Origin of the sequence: Enterobacter sp. RHBSTW-00593, assembly GCF_013784105.1 — a bacterium.
GTDB lineage: Bacteria > Pseudomonadota > Gammaproteobacteria > Enterobacterales > Enterobacteriaceae > Enterobacter > Enterobacter ludwigii.
This window is the reverse complement of sequence record NZ_CP056393.1, coordinates 4,817,207-4,838,379: the sequence shown is the minus strand read 5'-3', so window position 1 is coordinate 4,838,379 and position 21,173 is coordinate 4,817,207. Positions and strand designations below refer to the sequence as shown.

Genomic DNA, 21,173 nt, shown 5'->3' with positions numbered 1-21,173 from the left:
TTTTTTTATTGGATACCCGCCAGGCGCAGCATTGCAGTCACGACCGCTGCCGCCACGATCACCACAATTAACGGCATTTTTCGCCATGCCAGAAACACTGCAAACGCCACGCCCAGTACGCGCGCCATACCGGCAAAATGCTCACCTTCATAGAAGGTGGTCGCCAGCGCGACGGAAAACAGCAAAACCGTTGCCGCATCTGAAAGCAGAGCCTGAGAGCGGTCTGACAGCGCCAGTCGGTTGCCGAGTTTTGCCCCGCCGAGACGCATTAAATAGGTTCCCACGGAAAGCACGGCGATACCGAGAATAAAGACCGTCATATTCCCCATTATTTTTTCCTCGCAGCAAGACCCAGTAAAGAGAGCAGAACCGGTAAACCCACCGGGGCAAACGGCACGGCGGCCAGTGACAATGCAGCACCGCTGCAGGCGCGGATCAGGGTAGTGCGATTTTTAAAAGCCGGCACCACTAACGCCAGTAAAATCGCCGGGAATACCGCATCCAGCCCGATGGTTTCAAGGTCCGGCAACAGTTTACCAACCATGGTGCCCAGCAATGTACCCAGCGGCCAGACGATCGCCACGCCTAAACCGCATAACCAGTATGCCGCCTTACGCTGTTCGGGCGTTTTTTGCGACAACCCGAACACCACGCTTTCGTCGTTCATAATGTGGCAACCCAGAAAACTCAGGCCACGTTTACCCACCAGTTCACGCACCGTCACCCCAAACGGTACATGACGTGCATTAACCAGTAATCCGGCAGCCGCCGCTGCCAGAGGGTTACCGCCGCTTGCCACAATGCCGATAAACATAAATTCAGAGGCACCCGCCAGCACGGTAATGGAGAGTAAAAACGGGACCCAGACCGGGAAACCGTAGGCCATTGCCAGCGAACCATAGGACATCCCGACGACGCCTACCGCGAGACACACCAGGATGATTGCTTTTATCGTGTCGCCTTTCAGGATTGAGAGATGATGCTTCATACAATTTTAGCCATATCGAACGTATTTCCATTATAATGAACGCATCAGAATCGTTTTTCAAGACGAACGATTCGTTCGATTTATAGAACAAAGGGGCCGTTTTTATGACGCAGCCAATCAGCGTGATCGCTAAAAGTCTGGTGCGAGAACGCCTGCGAACCGGACTTTCACTGGCGGAAATCGCGCGCCGTGCCGGGATCGCTAAATCCACGCTGTCGCAGCTGGAGTCCGGCAACGGGAATCCCAGCCTGGAGACGCTCTGGTCACTCTGTGTGGCGCTGGACATTCCTTTTGCCCGTTTGCTCGAACCGCAGCAGCCGACCACTCAGGTGATCCGCCGTGGAGAAGGAACGAAGGTGGTTGCCGGACAGGCCAATTATGAAGCCATTTTGCTGGCGGCGTGCCCGCCGGGCGCGCGTCGTGATATCTACCTGTTACTCACCCAGCCGGGTGCCGACCGCATTTCTCAGCCACATCCGGCAGGCTCAGTGGAGCATATTATTGTGACGCAGGGTAGAGCGCTGGTTGGTCTGATCGACGCGGCGGAAGAGCTTGGCCCGGGGGATTACATTTGCTATCCCGCTGACCAGCCGCATATCTTTAAGGCCCTGGAGCCGGATACGCACGCGCTTCTGGTGGCTGAACAAAATTAACGCAGATACGGAAAATCATGTCGCTTAAAGCCATTGCCAAAGAACTGGGGCTGTCTGTTACCACAGTCAGCCGCGCCCTTAACGGATATGACGATGTCTCCCGCGAGACGCGCGCCCGCGTCGAAGCGGAGGCGCAGCGCCGTGGCTACCGGCCAAACACCTTCGCGCGTCGCCTGAAGATGGGCAAAATCGACGCCGTGGGTCTGGTTTTTCCGGTGCATCCTGTTCCGCTCAATAACAGCGTCTTTATGGACATGGTCGGCGAAATTAGCCACGAACTGGCGCGACATGAAATCGATCTCCTGCTGATTGCCGATGACGATCTGGCGGATAAGCACAGCTATATGCGTATGGTGCAAAGTCGTCGCGTGGATGCGCTGATTGTGGCGCACACGCTGGATCATGACCCGCGGCTGGAACAGCTTCAGGCCGCCGGTTTTCCCTTTCTCGCGCTCGGGCGCAGCCAGCTGCCGCAGCCCTATGCGTGGTTTGATTTCGACAACTATGCCGGCACGTACAATGCCACCCGCTGGCTGATTGAAAAGGGGCATCGCCGCATCGCCTTGCTGGGTGAAAGCAACAATCAGGCCTTCATCACCCAGCGCCGCCAGGGTTTTCTGGATGCGCTACGCGAAGCCGGGTTATCCAGCGAATGGCTGCGCGCCATGCCGCCTTCGCGCCGCGTGGGTTACGCCACGACGAATGAACTTCTCTCCCTGCCGCAGCCCCCCACGGCCATCATTACCGACTGCAACACTCACGGCGACGGCGCGGCCATGGCGCTGGCGCAGCGGGGTCTTCTCTGCGGTGAAAGCGCCGTTTCGCTGGTGGTTTACGACGGCTTACCGCAGGACAGCATTGTCGATGTTGATGTGGCGGCGGTTATTCAGTCCACCCGCCAGGGCGTCGGGAAACAGATCGCTGACATGGTGCGTCAGTTGATTAACGGCGACGATATCGCTCAGCTACAGGTGCTCTGGCAGCCAGAGTTCTTCCCGGGCCAGACGGCCTAAACACAGCAAAATTCCAAAGCCGATCACAGATCCGAAACGTTTTGGTTTGTATCCGAAACGTTTCGGATCAACACTCAGATCATCCCGATGACAGGAGAGGTCTGATGCACGATTCCATTTTTCGACTCGAAAGTAAGGCGGTTGACCTGGTGATAACCACGCACCCGTTCGCCGAAATTCTCTACTGGGGGCCGCACCTTCACCACTTTTCACCGCAAGATGTGGTAAGTCTTGCTCGTCCGGTGGCGAACGGCAGGCTCGACGTTGACGCCCCGGTGACGCTGATGGCGGAGCTGGGACACGGTCTGTTTGGTTCGCCCGGTATTGAAGGGCACCGCCAGGGGCTGGACGGGTCGCCTGTCTTTAAAACCACCCATGTGCAGCACCAGGGACAAACCCTGACGTTAACGGCGGAAGATGAACATGCCGGGTTGCGTCTGACCAGCGAGCTGGAACTGGATGCAAGCGGGGTACTGGTGGTGCGTCACGGTTTAACTAACCTGCGGGCGCAGGCGTGGCAGATTGATCGTTTCGCCGTGACGCTACCGGTCGCTGAACGCGCGCAGGACGTGATGGCGTTCCACGGACGCTGGATCCGTGAGTTCCAGCCGCATCGCGTGAAGCTTGAACATGACAGCGTTGTGATTGAAAACCGCCGCGGCAGGACCTCTCACGAACACTTCCCGGCGTTGATCGCCGGTACGTCCTCATTTAACGAAATGCACGGCGACGTCTGGGGCGTGCATCTGGGCTGGAGCGGCAACCACCGCCTGCGTGCGGAAGTCAAAACCGACGGACGCCGCTATCTGCAGGCCGAAGCCCTCTACCTGCCGGGAGAAATGGCGATTGAAGAGGGGGAAACGCTCTGGACACCACGCCTGTATGCGAGCTACTCCGCACGGGGTCTGAACGGCATGAGCCAGTCGTTCCACCGGTATCTGCGCGAGAACGTTATCCGCTTCCCTGAAAACAAACCGCGCCCGGTACATCTCAATACCTGGGAGGGGATCTACTTCAGCCATGACCCGGCGTACATCATGCGCATGGCCGATGAGGCTGCGGCGCTGGGCGTAGAGCGTTTTATCATCGACGACGGCTGGTTCAAAGGCCGTAACGATGACCACGCGGCGCTGGGTGACTGGTACCTGGACGAGAAAAAATACCCGGACGGGCTGACGCCGGTGATTAACCATGTGAAAAAGCGCGGCATGGAATTTGGTATCTGGATTGAGCCGGAGATGATTAACCCGGACTCGGATCTGTATCGTGCCCATCCCGACTGGGTGCTGGCGCTGCCGGGCTACACCCAGGCAACGAGCCGTCATCAACTGGTGCTCAACCTGAATATTCCGCAGGCTTTTGATTATCTGGTCGAGCGCATGAGCTGGCTGCTGGGCGAACATGCCATCGACTACGTTAAGTGGGATATGAACCGCGAACTGGTACAGCCCGGGCACCACGGCAAAGCCGCCGCGGATGCGCAGACGCGGCAGTTTTATCGTCTGTTAGACGTGCTGGGCGAGCGTTTCCCGCACATTGAATTTGAGTCCTGCTCCTCGGGCGGCGGGCGAATCGACTATGAAGTCCTGACCCGCAGTCACCGCTTCTGGGCCTCTGACAACAACGACGCGCTGGAGCGCAATACCATCCAGCGTGGCATGAGCTACTTCTTCCCGCCGGAAGTGATGGGCGCGCATATCGGTCATCATAAATGTCACGCCACCTTCCGCCAGCACAGCATTGCTTTCCGCGGCCTGACGGCACTGTTTGGCCACATGGGACTGGAGCTTGATCCGCTCACCGTCGATGCTCAGGAGCGTGAAGGCTATCGCCATTACACCGCGCTGCACAAGCAGTGGCGGGAAGTCATCCATCACGGTACCCAGTGGCGCGTGGATATGCCGGATGCCAGCACGCTGGCGCAGGGTATAGTGAGTGAAGACAAAACGCAGGGGTTGTTTATGGTCAGCCAACTGGCCATGCCGGATTACACGCTCATGATGCCGCTGCGCATGCCGGGGCTCGACGCGCAGGCGCAGTACCGCATCACGCTGCTCGACCACCCCAACATTCGACTCACCGGTGAGGGCGGGCACACCATGCGCAAGCTACCGGCGTGGATGGAAACGTCCCAGACGGCCAGCGGTGAGTGGCTGATGCAGGCGGGGATCGCACTGCCGATTCTGGACCCGGAAACCGCCATTCTGATTGGCGTTGAACGCGTGTAAGGGTGATGGGCCGGGAGACTGGCCCTCCGTTGAGGATAAAAATAATGAACACAACAACCTGTACCCACAAAGACAACCCTAACTTCTGGATCTTCGGGCTGTTCTTCTTTCTCTACTTCTTCATTATGGCCACCTGCTTTCCGTTTCTGCCGATCTGGCTGTCGGATGTCATCGGCCTGAACAAAACCCATACCGGGATCGTGTTCTCCTGTATCTCGCTTTCGGCCATCGCCTTTCAGCCCGTGCTTGGGGTCATTTCGGATAAGCTGGGGCTGAAAAAACACCTGCTGTGGATTATCACGGTGCTGCTGTTTCTGTTCGCGCCGTTCTTCCTGTATGTCTTTGCGCCACTGCTGAAAACCAGTATCTGGCTGGGGGCATTGAGCGGCGGTCTGTATATCGGTTTTGTCTTCTCCGCAGGTTCAGGCGCGATTGAGGCCTACATCGAACGCGTGAGCCGTAACAGCGTGTTTGAATACGGCAAGGCGCGCATGTTCGGCTGTCTCGGCTGGGGGCTGTGCGCTTCAACGGGCGGTATTCTGTTTGGCATCGACCCGTCGTATGTCTTCTGGATGGGATCAGCGGCTGCGCTGCTGCTGATGCTGTTGCTGGTGGTTGCGAAACCGAAGCCAAACCAGACTGCGCAGGTGATGAATGCGCTGGGGGCCAACCAGCCGCAGATCACCGCCAGGACGGTCTTTAACCTGTTCCGTCAGCGCAGAATGTGGATGTTCATTCTGTACGTCATCGGTGTGGCCTGCGTGTATGACGTTTTTGACCAGCAGTTTGCCACCTTCTTTAAAACCTTCTTCGCAACGCCGCAGGAGGGAACGCGAGCCTTTGGTTTTGCCACCACGGCGGGGGAAATTTGCAACGCGATCATCATGTTCTGCTCGCCGTGGATCATCAACCGTATCGGCGCGAAGAATACGCTGCTGATTGCCGGGCTGATTATGGCGACGCGCATTATCGGCTCGTCGTTCGCCACCACAGCGGTGGAGGTTATTGCCCTGAAGATGCTGCACGCGCTGGAGGTTCCGTTCCTGCTGGTGGGGGCGTTCAAATACATCACCGGCGTGTTCGATACCCGTCTGTCGGCCACTATCTATCTGATTGGCTTCCAGTTTGCCAAACAGTCGGCGGCAATTTTCCTCTCTGCTTTTGCCGGGAATATGTATGACCGGATCGGTTTCCAGGAGACCTACCTGATGCTGGGCTGTTTTGTACTGGCGATTACGGTGGTCTCGGCCTTTACGCTGAGCAGTAAGCAGGAGATTGCGGCGCGCCGCGCTGCGGTGGAGGCAAACTAACGCAGGACGCTGCCGCGGATGCGGCAGCGTTAACGCTTTAGGGCAGGTAAAACACCGCTTTCAGTTCGGCACTCACCGGGCTGTTGTCGGGGTTCGAGGGCATTACCTCACCCATGTATTTCCACCAGCGCTGACAAACGTCGGTCTTTGCCACCGCGTTCCAGCGCGCTTCCGATTCAATCTCAACGCTCGCAAACAGCAGGTTACGCGCCTCATCGAGATAGATAGCGTAGTGGTGCGCACCATGGTCTTTTAATACCGCCTCCAGCTCTGGCCAGATGGGATTATGGCGACGCGCGTACTCGTCGTGCGCGTCAGGGTTCACCTGCATCACAAATGCTTTGCGGATCATCATGCCTCCAGCCGCTTTCGCGGGCCGCTATGGGTACAAATCCAGTGCCGACTGCATCGGCGTGACGCCAAAGCGTTTACCGAGTGCAATCAGCTCTTCCCGGGTGATGGTCTGCTTCATGCCGCCCATCGACAGAACCTTCACCAGCACCTCGGCGGACTTCTCGGCGGTATCAATCAGACCAAACGTTTCGTCGAGCGTCGGCCCGCTGCCGAATACCCCGTGGAACGGCCACAGCACCAGGGAGTGTGACTGCATTTCGATGGCGGTGGCCTGGCCGATTTCGTCGGTACCCGGCACCATCCACGGCAGAATGCCGACCCCGTCAGGGAAGACCACCAGACATTCGGTGCTGCCTTCCCACAGCTTCCGCGTGAGGTAATCGCTACTGTTTTCCAGCACGTAGGTCAGGGCGATCAGGTTAGTGGCGTGACAGTGCATGATCACCCGGTCTTTGCCGTGGGTTGCCTTGATACGCTCACAGTGAGAGAGGAAGTGCGCCGGGAGTTCAGACGTGGGCACTGCATCGTCCGTCAGCCCCCAGAGGATGTGATAGCCTGCGCCGTCGCTGTCCACTCTCACCACCCCGAGGTTGGCCTGCGGGTCGAGCTGCACGTTACGGAAGAATTTGCCGGAACCGGTGACGATAAACGGCGTACTGGCGAGCTGCGGCATTGGCTGGCTCAGAGCGATATAGCGCGGCTTCTGATGGAACTCGGCGGCGAACGGTTCAATGTCGGCATCATCCAGGCGCAGCGTCAGGTTACCGCCGTTGCGCTCGTCCCAGCCTTTCAGCCAGGCATCGGAGGTGGCTTTAATCATGCCCTGGACGAACCAGGCGTTAGTGATGGTCTGCATAGTGTTTCATTTCCCGTGATCGTGGTGAGCGTTTCCCTCACCCCGGCCCTCTCCCACAGGGAGAGGGGGTAAAAGTGGTCTCTTCCACAGGAAGAGGGTGAGGGCATATTTATCCGCGCTGACTCAGCACGTCTTTCTCATATATCCGCACGTTATCCAGCCACTGACTGCCCGCTGGGGTGTCGTTACGCTGGCAGTACATCTCCCACACCGCCTGCCATGGCAGGGTTTTCTGCTCTTCCAGCAGCACCAGGCGCGCGGTGTAATCGCCGTTCTCTTCCAGCTGTTTCAGGGCGCTGGTGGGCTCCAGCAGCGCACGCAGCAGGGCTTTTTTCATGTTGCGGGTGCCAATCACCCAGGCCGCGATGCGGTTGATGGAGGCATCAAAGAAGTCGAGGCCAATGTGCACGCGGTCAAACAGATCGTGGCGAATGATTTCGCTGGCGATGGCCTGGGTTTCGTCATCCAGCAGCACCACGTGGTCGCTGTCCCAGCGTACGGGACGGCTCACGTGCAGCAGCAGGCGGGGTACGTAGAGCATGGCGGCGGAGATTTTGTCGGAGATCACCTCCGTCGGGTGGAAGTGGCCGGCATCCAGGCACAGCGCGGTCTGGCGGCTGGTGGCGTAACCCATGTAAAACTCGTTCGAGCCCACGGTGTAGCTTTCCGCACCAATACCGAACAGCTTGCTCTCTACGGCGTCGATGTGGTGCGCCGGGTTCAGTTTTTCGCTGATGGCTTCATCCAGCGCCGCCAGCAGGCGTTGACGCGGGGCCAGACGGTCAACGGTGATGTCTTTCATGCCGTCCGGGATCCAGATGTTCATCACCGACGGCGTGCCGAGCTGCTCGCCAAAGTACGCGGAGACGCGGCGGCTGGCTTTTACGTGGTCAATCCAGAACTGGCGGATATCGTCGTTCGCGTGGGCAAGGGTAAAACCGTCGGCGCTCAGCGGGTGCGAGAAGCAGGATGGGTTGAAATCCAGGCCCAGCTGGTTGGCTTTCGCCCACGCTACCCAGTTTTTAAAATGCGCAGGTTTGATCTCGTTACGCGCGACCGACGTGTCAGATTCCAGATAGATAGCATGCAGGTTCAGCCGCTTAGGCCCCGGGATCAGGCTCAGCGCCAGCTCCAGGTCGGCGCGCAGCTCGGTGGCGTTACGCGCTTTGCCCGGATAGTTGCCGGTGGCCTGAATGCCCCCCGTCAGCGAGCCGCCCGGGTTTTCAAAACCGGCAACGTCGTCGCCCTGCCAGCAGTGCATGGAGACCGGCAGACGATCGAGCTGGCGCAGCGCCTCATCGACATCCACGCCGACGGCGGCGTAACGCTGTTTAGCCAGGTCCCAGGCTTGTTCAAGTTGAGTGGTCATGCGCAAAGCTCCTTAGTCAGTCGGTTTTGCTGAAACTGCGCCCGATAGCGGGCAATTTCATGGCAGGGATTGGGGATGAACGTGGTCAGCGTGGCGTTCGCCGAGACCACCGTGCGGAAATCGTCCACGCTGGTGAGTTCGTCCAGGGTCATGAGCTGAATGCCAATATTGCCGAGCGTCGACGCTTCAATCGGGCCCGCCACCACGGTGATCCCGCAGGCATCGGCGCAGAGCTGGTTCAGAAGCTGGTTCTGGCAGCCGCCGCCGACAATATGCAGCTGAGTGAACGGCCGGCCACGAAGGTCGGCCAGCTCGCTCAGGATCTCGGCATACAGCAGGGCGAGGCTGTCGAAAATACAGCGTGCCAGTTCTGCCGGTTTCGATGGCACGGGCTGCCCGGCGTCGACGCAGGCGGCCTGGATTTCGGCGCTCATGTCCGCCGGGTTGATAAAGCGGTCATCATTAGGATTGATCAGGAAACTGCAGGCTTTCAGTCTTTCGGTGTCGGCAATAAGCGCGGGCAGGTCGGTAATGTTCTGCTCTTTAAGCACGCGCTGGAGCAGCCACAGACCCATGATGTTCTTCAGCACGCGGTAGCGCCCCTCGGCACCGCCTTCGTTGGTGATGTTCGCGGCCAGCGCGGCATCGCTGGTGTAGGGAGTTTTGCTCTCAAAGCCCATCAGCGACCAGGTCCCGGAAGAGAGGTAGGCGGCGTCGTTACCGGCAAGCGGAGACGCAATGACGGCGCTGGCGGTATCGTGACTCGCAACCGCCACCACCGGGATCGCATTACCCTGCGGGCACATCCATTGCCCGATCACATTGCCAGGATGCGTCGGCGTACCGAACCAGGAGGGGGAAGCCCCGGTCCAGGCCAGCAGGTGTTCATCCCAGTTATCGGAGTTGATGTTCACCAGTTGCGTGGTGGTGGCGTTGGTGTATTCCCAGTTCATGTTGCCAGTCAGGCGGTAGCTGAAGTAGTCCGGGATCAGCAGTGCATGCGCCACGCGGGGAACCAGCGCCGGCTGCTGTTCGACCAGCGCGCGCAGTTGATAGAGCGTATTGAATGGCAGGAAATGAATACCGCTGCGGCCATAAATATTCTCTTTGCCAAGCCCGGCAATCGCACGCGCCATCAGGCCGTCGGTGCGGCTGTCGCGATAGGCTATCGGCAAACCAACGCGTTCACCGTTGCTGTCCAGCAGTACGTAATCGACGCCCCAGGTATCGATGCCGATACTGTCGATACGGATCCCCGCATCGCAGACCTTCTGCAGTCCGGTGCGGATCGCTGCCTCAAGGCTGTCGATATCCCATACCTCACAGCCGTCCTGCTTTTGCAGGCAGTTAACAAAGCGGTGCATCTCGCGAAGCGAAAGCGTCTGCCGCTTGCCGTCATAAGTGGCCAGCATTACACGGCCGCTGGATGCACCGAGATCGACAGCCACGCAATGGCGAAAAGTCATGGTTGTGTCCTTTCTTAAAGTCATTAGCGGTGAGTGTAAAAAAAGGAACCCATCACCACCTTCTCGCCAGTGACAGCGGTTTTCCGGGGCTGGCAAGAAAGCAAAGGTGAACGTGAGGGAGTTCACAGTTTCCAGGCGTGGCGGGGTTTGCAGGCAGTGTGACGCTTACCGCATTTCCTGATCTTTCAGCCTGTTTCTTGAAAAACGGACAGTTTTTGCGAGGTTTACGGTCGAAAATTTAAGGTGAGGGGGCGGGGCCTTAATTACTATTTTGAGAACATTTCTCATTGGTGGGGGCCGTTATGACCGTACTGCACAGCGTGGATTTTTTTCCTTCGGGTGGGTCGTCTGTCGCGATTGAACCGCGACTCCCTCAGGTGGCGTTTCCTGAGCATCATCATGATTTTCACGAAATTGTGATTGTTGAACACGGAACGGGGATCCATGTGTTTAACGGCCAGCCGTATACCATCAGTGGTGGGACGGTCTGCTTTGTGCGCGATCATGACCGGCACTTATATGAACATACCGACAACCTGTGCCTGACTAACGTGCTCTACCGTTCGCCCGATGCATTCCAGTTCCTGTCCGGGCTGAACCATCTCCTGCCGCAGGAGAAGGACGGCATCTATCCTTCGCACTGGCGGGTGAATCAGTCCACGCTGCAGCAGGTGCGTCAGCTGGTGAGCCAGATGGAACAGCGCGACGAGGGACAGGAGACTCACGTCATCGCCACGCGTGAGCTGTTGTTTATGCAGCTGCTGGTGCTGCTGCGGCGCAGTAGCATGGTGGCCGGGCTGGAGAATAACGATGCGCGTTTGACTCAACTGATGGCCTGGCTGGAAGACCATTTCGCCGAGGATGTCTGCTGGGAAACGCTGGCGGATGATTTTTCGCTGTCGCTCCGGACCTTGCATCGTCAGCTGAAACAGCAAACCGGGCTGACGCCGCAGCGCTATCTGAACCGTCTGCGCCTGATTAAAGCCCGCCATTTGCTGCGTCATACCGATGAGAGCGTCACGGATATCGCCTATCGTTGCGGTTTCGGCGACAGTAACCACTTTTCGACCCTGTTTCGCCGGGAATTTAGCTGGTCACCGCGCGATATTCGCCAGGGAAAGGACGCGTCACTGCAGTAACGCGAGGGTTGTCACCGTTTCCCATGGGCAAAAACGCTAATAATGTCAGGTTATTTGCTGTCGAGGTGGTGTCGTGGTTGCTCAGTTAATGCTTCGCAAAGTGGATTTTTTTGCCTCCGCCGGCCAGGCCGTCGCGGTGGCGGATCGCTATCCGCAAAACGTCTTTGCCGAGCACACTCATGAGTTCTGCGAGCTGGTGCTGGTGTGGCGGGGCAATGGCTTGCATATCCTCAACGACCGGCCCTACCGCATTACGCGTGGGGATCTGTTTTACATCCGTGCTGAAGACAAGCACGCCTACGCTTCGGTCAACGACCTGGTCCTGCAGAACGTGATTTACTGCCCCGACAGGCTGAAACTCAACGTCGACTGGGCGGCTTACATTCCGGGGTTTAATGATACGAAGTGCGCGGCGCACTGGCGACTGAGCAGTAACGGCATGACGCAGGTGCGACAGGTGATTTCTCAGCTGGAGCAGGAGAGCCAGAAAAGCGATCCTGAGGCTCACCAGATGGCAGAACTGCTTTTCGCCCAGCTGGTCATGACGTTGACGCGCCATCGCTACGCCATTGATAACCCGTCGGCTACCGTGCAGGAAGCCCTGCTCGATAAGCTCATTACCACCCTGGCGGGCAGCCTTAACAAAAGCTTTGTGCTGGAGAAATTCTGCGAGCAGGCGCAGTGCAGCGAGCGCGCGTTGCGCCAGCAATTCCGTACCCAGACCGGGATGACGGTGAACCATTATCTGCGCCAGCTGCGCATCTGCCATGCCCAGTACCTGCTTCAGCATACGGAACTGATGGTCAGCGATGTGGCGATGCGCTGCGGCTTTGAGGACAGTAACTATTTTTCGGTGGTCTTTAACCGCGAGGTGGGGATGACGCCGGTTCAGTGGCGTCATCGCAGTCGTAACGCGGCGTAATCAGTTCGCCATGCCGAGGCCCACAATGTTGGCCGCAATAATGATCACCACGCACCCCAGACTCAGCACGCCCACCGGGCGACGCCCGGCGTTGTTCCACTCTTTCAGAAGCAGACCCACCAGCCCACCGCACAGCACGTAGAAGCTCATGTGCAGCATCCAGCTCATATAGTCATACTGCGCCGGAATACTGGCGTGACCCCACGCGTAGAAGAAGAACTGGAGATACCACATCAGCCCGCCGAGCGCCGAGAGCAGCACGTTCCCGATAATCATCTGTTTAGCCAGCGAGAAGTCGGCTTTCAGTGACAAGGTCTTCACGTTTGCCAGACGGAAAAAACAGAAACCGAGGTTAACCACCGCTCCGCCACCCATGATCACCACATAGCTTGGCAGTGCCACGTACAGCGGGTCGACGCCCAGTGCGGCAGCGGCTTCATGCATCGGTTTGGCGGCGTTCATCGCGAATGACATGCCTGCGGAGAAGATCCCGCACATCACCGCCAGCAGCAGGCCTTTCTTCAGGTTGAACTCTTCGGCTCTGATGCCCATTTTGCGCTCTTTCAGCTGCCCTGCGCGGGTGACAATGCCCACGCCAATGACGGCCACCAGCACGCCCAGCAGCGTCATCTGGCCGCCTTTGGTGTTGATCAGCACGTCGACGTTACCGTTGAGGATCGGCGTCATCAGAGTGCCGACAATCAGCGTAATACCAATCGCGATGCCAATGCCCATCGACATGCCGAGGTAGCGCATGGTGAGGCCATAGTTAATGTTACCGACGCCCCACATGGCGCCAAAGAGAAAGACCGGCAGCAGGGTGGAGGCGTTAAAGGAGGAGAAGTAGCCCCAGAAATCCGGGAGCAGCATGGCGCTGATGGTCCAGGGAAGAATTATCCACGAGACCACACCGCCGACGGACCACATGGTTTCCCATGACCACTGTTTGACCTGTTTAAACGGGGCATAGAAACAGGCTGCACTGGCCGCGCCTATCAGATGCCAGAAAATACCCATCGTAATCGCATGATTCATGTTTACATCCTCATCGTTTTTATATGCCGGTGGCTTCCCACCGACTCGATGAGTGTAAAAATTAAGCAGTCGGGTAACCTTCGGAAGGTTGCCGCACTTTGGTTTTGAATGGCAATCAACGCGTTAACCGGGTGAGCAGACTCACAATTTCAGCAATAACCGAAAACCGAATAACCTTATAAAAACTACGGCATTGATAATCATTTTCAATATCATTTAATTAACTATAATGAACCAACTGCTTACGCGGCATTAACAGCTGTGCCGCCCGACAATAATGGAGAGGATTATGAGTTATACACTGCCATCCCTGCCGTATGCCTACGACGCACTGGAACCGCATTTCGACAAGCAGACGATGGAAATCCATCACACTAAACACCACCAGACCTATGTGAACAACGCGAACGCCGCGCTGGAAAGCCTGCCAGAGTTCGCTAGCCTGCCTGTTGAAGAGCTGATCACCAAACTGGACCAGCTGCCAGCTGACAAGAAAACCGTTCTGCGTAACAACGCAGGTGGTCACGCTAACCACAGCCTGTTCTGGAAAGGCCTGAAAACCGGTACCACCCTGCAGGGCGACCTGAAAGCGGCTATCGAGCGCGATTTCGGTTCTGTAGACAACTTCAAAGCGGAATTCGAAAAAGCCGCTGCGACCCGTTTCGGCTCTGGCTGGGCGTGGCTGGTTCTGAAAGGTGACAAACTGGCGGTTGTTTCAACGGCTAACCAGGACTCCCCGCTGATGGGTGAAGCAATCTCTGGCGCATCCGGTTTCCCTATCCTGGGTCTGGACGTGTGGGAACACGCTTACTACCTGAAATTCCAGAACCGTCGCCCGGACTACATCAAAGCCTTCTGGGACGTGGTGAACTGGGACGAAGCAGCAGCGCGTTTCGCCGCGAAAAAATAAGGTTGCATTGACGCCTGTGAGAAGCGAGTCTGATGACTCGCTTTTTTTGTATCTGCAGAAAGGAGCAGCGATGCATTTTCCGGTGAATGTCTTTACAGGCAAGGTAAGGGAGTACGACGGCAGCCGCCCGAGCGCCATCGCCAAAATTCAGGTCGACGGCGAGTTGACGTTAACCGACCTCGGGCTGGCGGGCGATGAGCAGGCCGAAAAGAAAATCCATGGCGGGCCTGACCGCGCGCTGTGCCACTATCCGCGGGAACACTATCAGCACTGGATAACCGAGTTTCCCGAACAGGCGGATATGTTTGTCGCGCCCGCGTTTGGTGAGAATCTCTCAACGGAAGGGCTGACCGAGAAAAACGTCTTTATCGGCGATATCTACCGCTGGGGCGATGCCCTGATTCAGGTGACGCAGCCGCGCTCGCCGTGCTTCAAACTAAACTATCATTTCGGCATCAGCGACATGTCTGCCCGACTGCAGGGCGCGGGTAAAACGGGCTGGTTATATCGGGTGGTGCTGGCAGGACAGGTATCGGCAGATGCGCCGCTGGTGCTGGCATCGCGCCTGAGTGATGTCTCGGTATATGACGCCTGCGCGATTGCCTGGCATATGCCGTTTGATGACGACCAGTACCATCGGCTTTTGTCCGCTGCGGGGCTGTCCACGAGCTGGACCCGAACGATGCAGAAACGCCGTTTAAGTAGCAAGATCGAAGATAATTCGCGGAGATTGTGGGGGAAATAGTTTCCCCGCAGGAGAGGCAAGCCGGGTCAGCGATACCGCCGCCCGGCTAAACGGCTACGAACGTTTATACAACGGCAGCCACAGCGTTAACCGCAACCCACCCAGCGGGCTGTCGTCGGCCTTCACCCAGCCTCGATGCTGCTGCATGGCGGTTTCCACAATCGCCAGACCCAGCCCCGTGCCGCCAGATTCACGGTCACGCGCCTCGTCGGTACGGTAGAACGGACGGAAAATCTGTTCGCGGTCTTCCGGGCTTACCCCAGGACCATCGTCATCAACGATGATGGTGATCCCGTCTTTATCCACCGAGAAGGCTACTTCAATCTTCGTGTGCGAATAGCGCAGGGCGTTACGCACGATGTTCTCCAGCGCACTTTCCAGCGTGTTGGGGTTACCGTACAGCGGCCATGGCCCCGGCGGGAAGTTGACGGTAAAAGATTTTCCCATCTGCTCCGCTTCGAACGCCGCGTTATCCAGCACTTCATGCCACAGGTGGTTGGCTTTCACCGTTTCGCTCACCAGCGCGTTTTTCTGCTGATTGCGCGACATGACCAGCAGGTCGTTAATCATGCTGTCCAGACGATGCGCTTCCGTTTCAATACGTTCCAGCTCTTTGCTCTCACCGCTGCGGCGACGCAGCAGCGCGGTACCGAGCTGTAAGCGCGTGAGCGGCGTGCGCAGCTCGTGCGAGATATCCGACAGCAGGCGTTGCTGTGCCGTCATCATGCGGTCGAGGGCGCTCACCATCTGGTTAAAACTGGTCCCGGCGGCAAGGAACTCCTGTGGACCGGCTTCCAGTTCAGGGTGTTGTCGCAGGTTACCCTGCGCCACTTCGTCCGCCGCGTTTTTCAGCTTACGCGCCGGTTTCGCCAGACTCCACGCCAGCCACAGCAGCAGCGGTGAGCTAACCAGCATGGTGACAATCAGCAGCAGCAGCGGACGGTCAAACAGCAGGTTGATGAAATCGGACTGGGAGTTGCTCGCCGGGCGGATCAGGTAAAGCTGGTAATTATCCTCGCCATCTCTGACGGAGAAGGGGCCCACCATCTCAACCCGACCGTATTTTTTCTTCTGAGGATGGTCGGCGTTATCCGCCTGACCAATGAAGTTACGGATGATCTGCATTTCATTGCGATCGGCGCCAATCACGCGCCCTTCGCTGGTCACCAGCAACAGGCGCTGGCCTGGCGGTGCCCATTTGTCGATAGCGCGAAACAGCCTGCGCCACCACATTAAATCGTTCGGCGGGTCGTTTGCCAGCTCGGCTTCCACGTGCTGCTCGATCATCACGCCCTGACGTTGCTCGCTGTCGAGAAGCTCCGTCATCTGGCGTGAGTCGAGTTTTGGCAACATCAAAACGAGCATTAAAACCAGTGCCAGCGTCAGCCAGAAAATGGCGAAGATGCGGGCTGTTAAGCTTCCTATCATGAAGCGGAAACCATCAGATAACCGCGACCACGCAGGGTTTTAAACCACGGGTGCCCGTCCTTGCGTTCCGGCAGCTTGCGGCGCAGGTTCGAGATATGCATATCGATGGCGCGATCAAACGGGGTGAGGCGTTTGCCGAGCACTTCCTGGCTCAAATGTTCACGCGATACCACCTGGCCGAGGTGCTGGGCCAGCAGGTACAGCAGGGTGAACTCGGTGCCAGTCAGTTCCAGCGTTTCACCGTCAAAACTCGCTTCCTGACGGCCCGGATTCAGGCTCAGGGAGTCGACTTCCAGCGTCGGTGAACTGTTGTCGCTGTTCTGCTGCTGTTCGCTCCAGTGAGAGCGACGCAGGATAGCGCGAATACGGGCAACCAGTTCACGGTCGTTAAACGGCTTTGGTAAATAGTCATCCGCGCCCAGCTCAAGGCCAAGTACACGGTCAAGTTCGCTGCCGCGAGCGGTCAGCATAATTACGGGCGTCTGGTGTGTCTGGCGAAGCTCTTTCAACGTATCAATGCCGTTTTTCTTCGGCATCATAACGTCGAGCAAAAGTAAATCGATGCTGTCGTCAAGGAGACTCAGCGCCTGCTCGCCATCATGGGCAACCAGAACGTTGAAACCTTCCATGTCGAGCAACTCCTTTAAAAGGGATGTGAGCTCTCGGTCATCATCAACTAACAGGATTTTATTCATTGTTTAAATACCTCCGAGGCAGAAATTACGACATCAAGGCTATCTAATCCATGACTTTACGTTGTTTTACACCCCCTGACGCATGTTTGCAGCCTGAATCGTAGACTGTCTCTCGTTGAATCGCGACACGAAAGATTTTGGGAGCAAGTGATGCGCAAAGTTACCGCTGCCGTCATGGCCTCAACGCTGGCGTTCAGTACATTAAGCCAGGCCGCTGTAGCTATCCCCGGCGATAACGGGCCCTCAACGGAGGGGGCAACGCAGCACAGCAGCCAAAGCCATATGTTTGATGGCATAAGTTTAACCGAACATCAGCGTCAACAGATGCGAGATCTGATGCAGAGGGCACGACACGACCAGCCCCCTGTTAATGTTAGCGAAATGGAGACAATGCACCGCCTTGTCACCGCAGAAAAATTTGACGAAAGCGCTGTACGCGCTCAGGCCGAAAAAATGGCACAGGAGCAGGTTGCCCGCCAGGTAGAGATGGCGAAGGTCCGCAACCAGATGTTCCACCTGCTAACGCCCGAGCAGCAAGCGGTTTTGAACACAAGACATCAGCAGCGAATGGACCAGTTGCGTGAGGTTGCACGGATGCAGCGAAGCTCAGAAACAACGTTTTTCAGTAGCAATAGCAGTACCCGTAGTAACCAGTAAACCCTGTTTTCCTTGCCATAGACACCATCCCTGTCTTCCCCCACATGATGTGGGGGTTTTTTTTGCCCTTCATTCTGCTTTGTTAACCGTTTATTCATCCTTTGACTCCCCATGCTTCCGTTATACTAGCGGCATGACATGACAGGAGCGTTTATGAATCAATCCTATGGAAGACTGGTAAGTCGGGCAGCAATTGCAGCGACCATCGTGGCTTCAAGCCTGTTAGTGATTAAAATTTTTGCGTGGTGGTATACCGGCTCAGTCAGTATTCTCGCGGCGCTGGTGGACTCGTTGATGGATATTGCCGCCTCGCTGACGAACCTGTTGGTTGTGCGTTACTCACTGCAACCGGCAGATGAAGAACACACGTTTGGGCACGGTAAAGCCGAGTCGCTGGCCGCGCTGGCGCAAAGCATGTTTATTTCCGGCTCCGCGCTGTTTCTGTTTTTAACCGGTATTCAGCATCTCGTCTCGCCGTCACCGATGAACGATCCCGGCGTGGGCGTGGTCGTGACGATTGTGGCACTTATATGCACACTTGTTCTGGTAACGTTCCAGCGCTGGGTTGTTCGCAAAACGCAAAGCCAGGCAGTACGGGCGGATATGCTTCATTATCAATCTGATGTTATGATGAATGGCGCTATTCTTATTGCGCTCGGTCTGGCCTGGTATGGCTGGCATCGGGCCGATGCGTTGTTTGCGTTAGGGATTGGCATCTATATTTTATATAGCGCCTTACGGATGGGGTATGAAGCGGTGCAATCGCTTCTGGACCGCGCCCTCCCGGACTCAGAACGTAATGAAATTTTTTCTATCGTGACCTCCTGGCCTGGTGTCAGAGGTGCACACGATCTTCGAACGCGGCAGTCAGGGCCGACCCGCTTTATTCAGATTCATATTGAAATGGAAGACAACCTGCCACTGGTTCAGGCTCACGTTATTGCTGAGCAGGTCGAGCAGGCGATTTTGCAGCGTTTTCCTGGTTCAGACGTCATTATTCACCAGGATCCCTGCTCGGTTGTACCCGGACATGTTGAGCTTTCGTAATTGGTTGTAAAAAAGTGAGCCAGGCCAGCATTTTGTGTATAAATTACCGCCATTTGGTCTGACCTGAATCAATTCAGCTGGAAGTGATTGATATACTATTTGCAGTATTCGTTGGTCGATAAATTCTTCCGGCAACAGATTTCAATTTTGCATTCCTAAGTTCAGAGGTAGTCATGATTAAGAAAATCGGTGTGTTGACAAGCGGCGGTGATGCGCCGGGCATGAACGCGGCAATTCGTGGGGTTGTCCGTTCAGCGCTGACGGAAGGCCTGGAAGTTTTTGGTATCTATGATGGTTATCTGGGCCTGTATGAAGATCGCATGGTTCAGCTCGACCGTTACAGCGTGTCCGACATGATCAACCGTGGCGGTACCTTCCTCGGTTCTGCGCGCTTCCCGGAATTCCGTGATGAACACGTCCGTGAAGTGGCTATTGAGAACATGAAAAAACGTGGCCTCGACGCACTGGTTGTTATTGGTGGTGACGGCTCGTACATGGGTGCAAAACGTCTGACTGAAATGGGCTTCCCGTGCATCGGGCTGCCGGGTACGATCGACAACGACATCAAAGGCACTGACTACACCATCGGTTATTTCACCGCACTGGGCACCGTTGTTGAAGCGATTGACCGCCTGCGCGACACCTCTTCTTCCCACCAGCGTATCTCCATCGTGGAAGTGATGGGCCGTTATTGTGGTGACCTGACGCTGGCTGCGGCCATCGCCGGCGGTTGTGAGTTCGTGGTGGTTCCGGAAGTGGAATTCAGCCGTGAAGATCTGGTGGCTGAAATCAAAGCGGGTATCGCAAAAGGCAAGAAACACGCCATCGTAGCCATCACCGAGCATATCTGTGACGTTGACGAGCTGGCGAAGTACATCGAAACCGAAACCAAACGTGAAACGCGCGCTACCGTTCTGGGCCACATCCAGCGTGGGGGTTCCCCGGGTCCATACGACCGCATCCTGGCATCACGTATGGGTGCATACGCCATTGAACTGCTGCTGCAGGGTCATGGCGGTCGTTGCGTGGGTATTCAGAACGAAAAACTGGTTCACCATGACATCATCGACGCCATTGAAAACATGAAGCGTCCGTTCAAGGGTGACTGGCTGGACTGCGCAAAAAAACTGTACTGAGCGGTGACTTTCCCCCGGTCGCGCTGAGTTAACCGGGTCTGCAGTCCACACTCATAAAGACCGGGTAAGGCGATATCGCCGCCCGGTTTTTTTATGCCTGCCCGTTTTTTATTCCTCTACGTTATAGCCAATCTTTTTTTATTCTTTAATCATTGGTTAGCTTTCTGGCACGCTGCAAGCATCAAAACATTACACAAGAGATCCGGGCGATGAATAAATGGGGCGTGGGGTTAACATTATTGCTGGCATCGACCAGCGTTCTGGCTAAGGACATCCAGTTACTGAACGTGTCATACGACCCGACGCGTGAGCTGTACGAGCAGTACAACAAAGCCTTCGCGGCACACTGGAAACAGGAAACCGGCGACAACGTGGTGGTGCGTCAGTCGCATGGTGGCTCCGGTAAGCAGGCGACCTCAGTCATCAACGGGATTGAAGCCGACGTGGTTACCCTGGCGCTGGCCTATGACGTCGACGCCATCGCCGAGCGTGGGCGTATCGATAAAAACTGGATCAAACGCCTGCCAGACAACTCAGCGCCTTACACCTCGACCATTGTTTTCCTGGTGCGTAAGGGCAACCCAAAACAAATTCATGACTGGAACGATCTGGTTAAGCCGGGCGTTTCCATTATCACCCCGAACCCGAAAAGCTCGGGTGGCGCACGCTGGAACTACCTGGCGGCCTGGGGCTACGCGCTGCATCACAACAACGGTGACCAGTCCAAAGCCCAGGCGTTCGTGAAAGCGCTGTATAAAAACGTTGAGGTGCTGGACTCTGGCGCACGCGGTGCCACGAACACCTTTGTTGAGCGTGGGATTGGCGACGTGCTGATCGCATGGGAAAACGAAGCCCTGCTCGCCACCCACGAACTGGGTAAAGACAAGTTCGAGATCGTTACGCCAGGCGAATCTATCCTCGCCGAACCTACCGTTTCTGTGGTTGATAAAGTGGTTGAGAAGAAAGAGACCAAAGCGGTGGCGGAAGCGTACCTGAAGTATCTCTACTCGCCAGAAGGCCAGGAAATTGCGGCGAAAAACTACTATCGTCCACGCGATCCGGCAGTGGCGAAGAAATATGAAAGCGTCTTCCCGAAACTGAAGCTTTTCACCATTGATGAAGAGTTCGGCGGCTGGGCGAAAGCGCAGAAAGAGCACTTCTCTAACGGCGGAACTTTCGACCAGATCAGCAAGCGCTAAACGTTAGCAGGACAGGCACGGTG

21 protein-coding genes are annotated in these 21,173 nt (G+C 56.6%); 12 read left to right on the top strand and 9 right to left on the bottom strand.

The annotated features are described in order from the left end of the window. Nucleotides 1–5: 5 nt before the first annotated feature. Together HV242_RS23230 and HV242_RS23225 are read right to left on the bottom strand one after the other, a co-directional pair. On the bottom strand, nt 6–329 hold the full coding sequence (locus HV242_RS23230) for an AzlD domain-containing protein (protein WP_040018299.1): 324 nt from the start codon (nt 327–329) through the stop codon (nt 6–8). Then, a complete protein-coding gene (locus tag HV242_RS23225; RefSeq protein WP_040018298.1) occupies nt 329–988 on the bottom strand; it encodes an AzlC family ABC transporter permease in 660 nt (219 codons plus the stop codon). Before HV242_RS23225 ends, HV242_RS23230 begins: the two co-directional genes overlap by 1 nt. A 104-nt stretch (nt 989–1,092) precedes the next feature. Between HV242_RS23225 and HV242_RS23220 the strand changes: the two genes are divergently transcribed. The 4 genes from HV242_RS23220 (at nt 1,093) to HV242_RS23205 (ending at nt 6,192) form a co-directional block, all read left to right on the top strand. Beyond that, nucleotides 1,093–1,641 (top strand): helix-turn-helix domain-containing protein, encoded by a 549-nt coding sequence (locus tag HV242_RS23220; protein ID WP_014172225.1) that lies wholly within the window; start codon nt 1,093–1,095, stop codon nt 1,639–1,641. Nucleotides 1,642–1,658: 17 nt separating this feature from the next. Further along, nucleotides 1,659–2,654 carry a LacI family DNA-binding transcriptional regulator gene (locus HV242_RS23215; protein ID WP_063858708.1) on the top strand — a complete coding sequence of 332 codons (996 nt, stop codon included), beginning with the start codon at nt 1,659–1,661 and terminating at the stop codon, nt 2,652–2,654. Between the two features lie 104 nt (nt 2,655–2,758). Next, on the top strand, nt 2,759–4,882 hold the full coding sequence (locus HV242_RS23210; RefSeq protein ID WP_063858709.1) for an alpha-galactosidase: 2,124 nt from the start codon (nt 2,759–2,761) through the stop codon (nt 4,880–4,882). A 44-nt stretch (nt 4,883–4,926) separates the two neighbouring features. Beyond that, a complete protein-coding gene (locus tag HV242_RS23205) occupies nt 4,927–6,192 on the top strand; it encodes an MFS transporter (protein WP_044857714.1) in 1,266 nt (421 codons plus the stop codon). A 37-nt stretch (nt 6,193–6,229) separates the two neighbouring features. Here the strand turns inward: HV242_RS23205 and rhaM are convergent, their stop codons facing one another. The 4 genes from rhaM to rhaB form a co-directional block, all read right to left on the bottom strand. After that, nucleotides 6,230–6,544 (bottom strand): L-rhamnose mutarotase, encoded by a 315-nt coding sequence (rhaM, locus tag HV242_RS23200; RefSeq protein WP_032679248.1) that lies wholly within the window; start codon nt 6,542–6,544, stop codon nt 6,230–6,232. Nucleotides 6,545–6,571: 27 nt separating this feature from the next. Continuing rightward, a complete protein-coding gene (gene rhaD, locus HV242_RS23195) occupies nt 6,572–7,402 on the bottom strand; it encodes a rhamnulose-1-phosphate aldolase (RefSeq protein WP_014172220.1) in 831 nt (276 codons plus the stop codon). Nucleotides 7,403–7,511: 109 nt separating this feature from the next. Continuing rightward, nucleotides 7,512–8,771 carry an L-rhamnose isomerase gene (gene rhaA, locus HV242_RS23190; RefSeq protein WP_181616875.1) on the bottom strand — a complete coding sequence of 420 codons (1,260 nt, stop codon included), beginning with the start codon at nt 8,769–8,771 and terminating at the stop codon, nt 7,512–7,514. After that, a complete protein-coding gene (rhaB, locus tag HV242_RS23185; protein ID WP_063858711.1) occupies nt 8,768–10,237 on the bottom strand; it encodes a rhamnulokinase in 1,470 nt (489 codons plus the stop codon). Before rhaB ends, rhaA begins: the two co-directional genes overlap by 4 nt. A gap of 302 nt (nt 10,238–10,539) precedes the next feature. Here rhaB and rhaS point away from each other — a divergent pair, with 302 nt between their 5' ends. Together rhaS and rhaR are read left to right on the top strand one after the other, a co-directional pair. After that, complete coding sequence (gene rhaS, locus HV242_RS23180; RefSeq protein WP_041162912.1) at nt 10,540–11,376, top strand: HTH-type transcriptional activator RhaS; 837 nt, start codon at nt 10,540–10,542, stop codon at nt 11,374–11,376. Nucleotides 11,377–11,449: 73 nt separating this feature from the next. Then, complete coding sequence (rhaR, locus tag HV242_RS23175; protein WP_072126549.1) at nt 11,450–12,298, top strand: HTH-type transcriptional activator RhaR; 849 nt, start codon at nt 11,450–11,452, stop codon at nt 12,296–12,298. Here the strand turns inward: rhaR and rhaT are convergent, their stop codons facing one another. Further along, nucleotides 12,299–13,333, bottom strand: a complete 1,035-nt coding sequence (gene rhaT, locus HV242_RS23170; RefSeq protein ID WP_020883962.1) for an L-rhamnose/proton symporter RhaT — start codon at nt 13,331–13,333, stop codon at nt 12,299–12,301. A 289-nt stretch (nt 13,334–13,622) separates the two neighbouring features. Between rhaT and sodA the strand changes: the two genes are divergently transcribed. Both sodA and yiiM read left to right on the top strand, forming a co-directional pair. After that, on the top strand, nt 13,623–14,243 hold the full coding sequence (gene sodA, locus HV242_RS23165; RefSeq protein WP_014833772.1) for a superoxide dismutase [Mn]: 621 nt from the start codon (nt 13,623–13,625) through the stop codon (nt 14,241–14,243). A gap of 70 nt (nt 14,244–14,313) precedes the next feature. Beyond that, complete coding sequence (gene yiiM, locus HV242_RS23160) at nt 14,314–14,988, top strand: 6-hydroxyaminopurine reductase (protein WP_040018289.1); 675 nt, start codon at nt 14,314–14,316, stop codon at nt 14,986–14,988. A 54-nt stretch (nt 14,989–15,042) separates the two neighbouring features. Here yiiM and cpxA read toward each other — a convergent pair whose 3' ends face one another. Both cpxA and cpxR read right to left on the bottom strand, forming a co-directional pair. Beyond that, complete coding sequence (gene cpxA, locus HV242_RS23155) at nt 15,043–16,416, bottom strand: envelope stress sensor histidine kinase CpxA (protein ID WP_010436910.1); 1,374 nt, start codon at nt 16,414–16,416, stop codon at nt 15,043–15,045. Beyond that, nucleotides 16,413–17,111 carry an envelope stress response regulator transcription factor CpxR gene (cpxR, locus tag HV242_RS23150; RefSeq protein WP_014172213.1) on the bottom strand — a complete coding sequence of 233 codons (699 nt, stop codon included), beginning with the start codon at nt 17,109–17,111 and terminating at the stop codon, nt 16,413–16,415. Before cpxR ends, cpxA begins: the two co-directional genes overlap by 4 nt. 150 nt (nt 17,112–17,261) lie before the next feature. Here cpxR and cpxP point away from each other — a divergent pair, with 150 nt between their 5' ends. The 4 genes from cpxP (at nt 17,262) to HV242_RS23130 (ending at nt 21,150) form a co-directional block, all read left to right on the top strand. Further along, nucleotides 17,262–17,768: a cell-envelope stress modulator CpxP gene (cpxP, locus tag HV242_RS23145; protein WP_020883960.1), complete on the top strand. Its 507-nt coding sequence runs from the start codon at nt 17,262–17,264 to the stop codon at nt 17,766–17,768. Nucleotides 17,769–17,921: 153 nt separating this feature from the next. Next, a complete protein-coding gene (gene fieF, locus HV242_RS23140) occupies nt 17,922–18,815 on the top strand; it encodes a CDF family cation-efflux transporter FieF (RefSeq protein WP_020883958.1) in 894 nt (297 codons plus the stop codon). Between the two features lie 173 nt (nt 18,816–18,988). Next, nucleotides 18,989–19,951: a 6-phosphofructokinase gene (gene pfkA, locus HV242_RS23135; protein WP_014172210.1), complete on the top strand. Its 963-nt coding sequence runs from the start codon at nt 18,989–18,991 to the stop codon at nt 19,949–19,951. Between the two features lie 209 nt (nt 19,952–20,160). Continuing rightward, nucleotides 20,161–21,150: a sulfate ABC transporter substrate-binding protein gene (locus HV242_RS23130; protein ID WP_050737744.1), complete on the top strand. Its 990-nt coding sequence runs from the start codon at nt 20,161–20,163 to the stop codon at nt 21,148–21,150. Nucleotides 21,151–21,173: the final 23 nt, after the last annotated feature.

Bases quoted from the DNA above. Each gene is read 5' to 3' on its own strand.
- HV242_RS23225 (WP_040018298.1), bottom strand. From the start codon at position 988: ATGAAGCATCATCTCTCAATCCTGAAAGGCGACACGATAAAAGCAATC.
- yiiM (WP_040018289.1), top strand. From the start codon at position 14,314: ATGCATTTTCCGGTGAATGTCTTTACAGGCAAGGTAAGGGAGTACGAC.
- rhaB (WP_063858711.1), bottom strand. From the start codon at position 10,237: ATGACTTTTCGCCATTGCGTGGCTGTCGATCTCGGTGCATCCAGCGGC.
- fieF (WP_020883958.1), top strand. From the start codon at position 17,922: ATGAATCAATCCTATGGAAGACTGGTAAGTCGGGCAGCAATTGCAGCG.
- HV242_RS23220 (WP_014172225.1), top strand. From the start codon at position 1,093: ATGACGCAGCCAATCAGCGTGATCGCTAAAAGTCTGGTGCGAGAACGC.
- cpxR (WP_014172213.1), bottom strand. From the start codon at position 17,111: ATGAATAAAATCCTGTTAGTTGATGATGACCGAGAGCTCACATCCCTT.
- cpxA (WP_010436910.1), bottom strand. From the start codon at position 16,416: ATGATAGGAAGCTTAACAGCCCGCATCTTCGCCATTTTCTGGCTGACG.
- HV242_RS23210 (WP_063858709.1), top strand. From the start codon at position 2,759: ATGCACGATTCCATTTTTCGACTCGAAAGTAAGGCGGTTGACCTGGTG.
- HV242_RS23215 (WP_063858708.1), top strand. From the start codon at position 1,659: ATGTCGCTTAAAGCCATTGCCAAAGAACTGGGGCTGTCTGTTACCACA.
- rhaD (WP_014172220.1), bottom strand. From the start codon at position 7,402: ATGCAGACCATCACTAACGCCTGGTTCGTCCAGGGCATGATTAAAGCC.
- rhaS (WP_041162912.1), top strand. From the start codon at position 10,540: ATGACCGTACTGCACAGCGTGGATTTTTTTCCTTCGGGTGGGTCGTCT.
- pfkA (WP_014172210.1), top strand. From the start codon at position 18,989: ATGATTAAGAAAATCGGTGTGTTGACAAGCGGCGGTGATGCGCCGGGC.
- rhaA (WP_181616875.1), bottom strand. From the start codon at position 8,771: ATGACCACTCAACTTGAACAAGCCTGGGACCTGGCTAAACAGCGTTAC.
- HV242_RS23205 (WP_044857714.1), top strand. From the start codon at position 4,927: ATGAACACAACAACCTGTACCCACAAAGACAACCCTAACTTCTGGATC.
- cpxP (WP_020883960.1), top strand. From the start codon at position 17,262: ATGCGCAAAGTTACCGCTGCCGTCATGGCCTCAACGCTGGCGTTCAGT.
- HV242_RS23230 (WP_040018299.1), bottom strand. From the start codon at position 329: ATGGGGAATATGACGGTCTTTATTCTCGGTATCGCCGTGCTTTCCGTG.
- rhaT (WP_020883962.1), bottom strand. From the start codon at position 13,333: ATGAATCATGCGATTACGATGGGTATTTTCTGGCATCTGATAGGCGCG.
- HV242_RS23130 (WP_050737744.1), top strand. From the start codon at position 20,161: ATGAATAAATGGGGCGTGGGGTTAACATTATTGCTGGCATCGACCAGC.
- sodA (WP_014833772.1), top strand. From the start codon at position 13,623: ATGAGTTATACACTGCCATCCCTGCCGTATGCCTACGACGCACTGGAA.
- rhaM (WP_032679248.1), bottom strand. From the start codon at position 6,544: ATGATCCGCAAAGCATTTGTGATGCAGGTGAACCCTGACGCGCACGAC.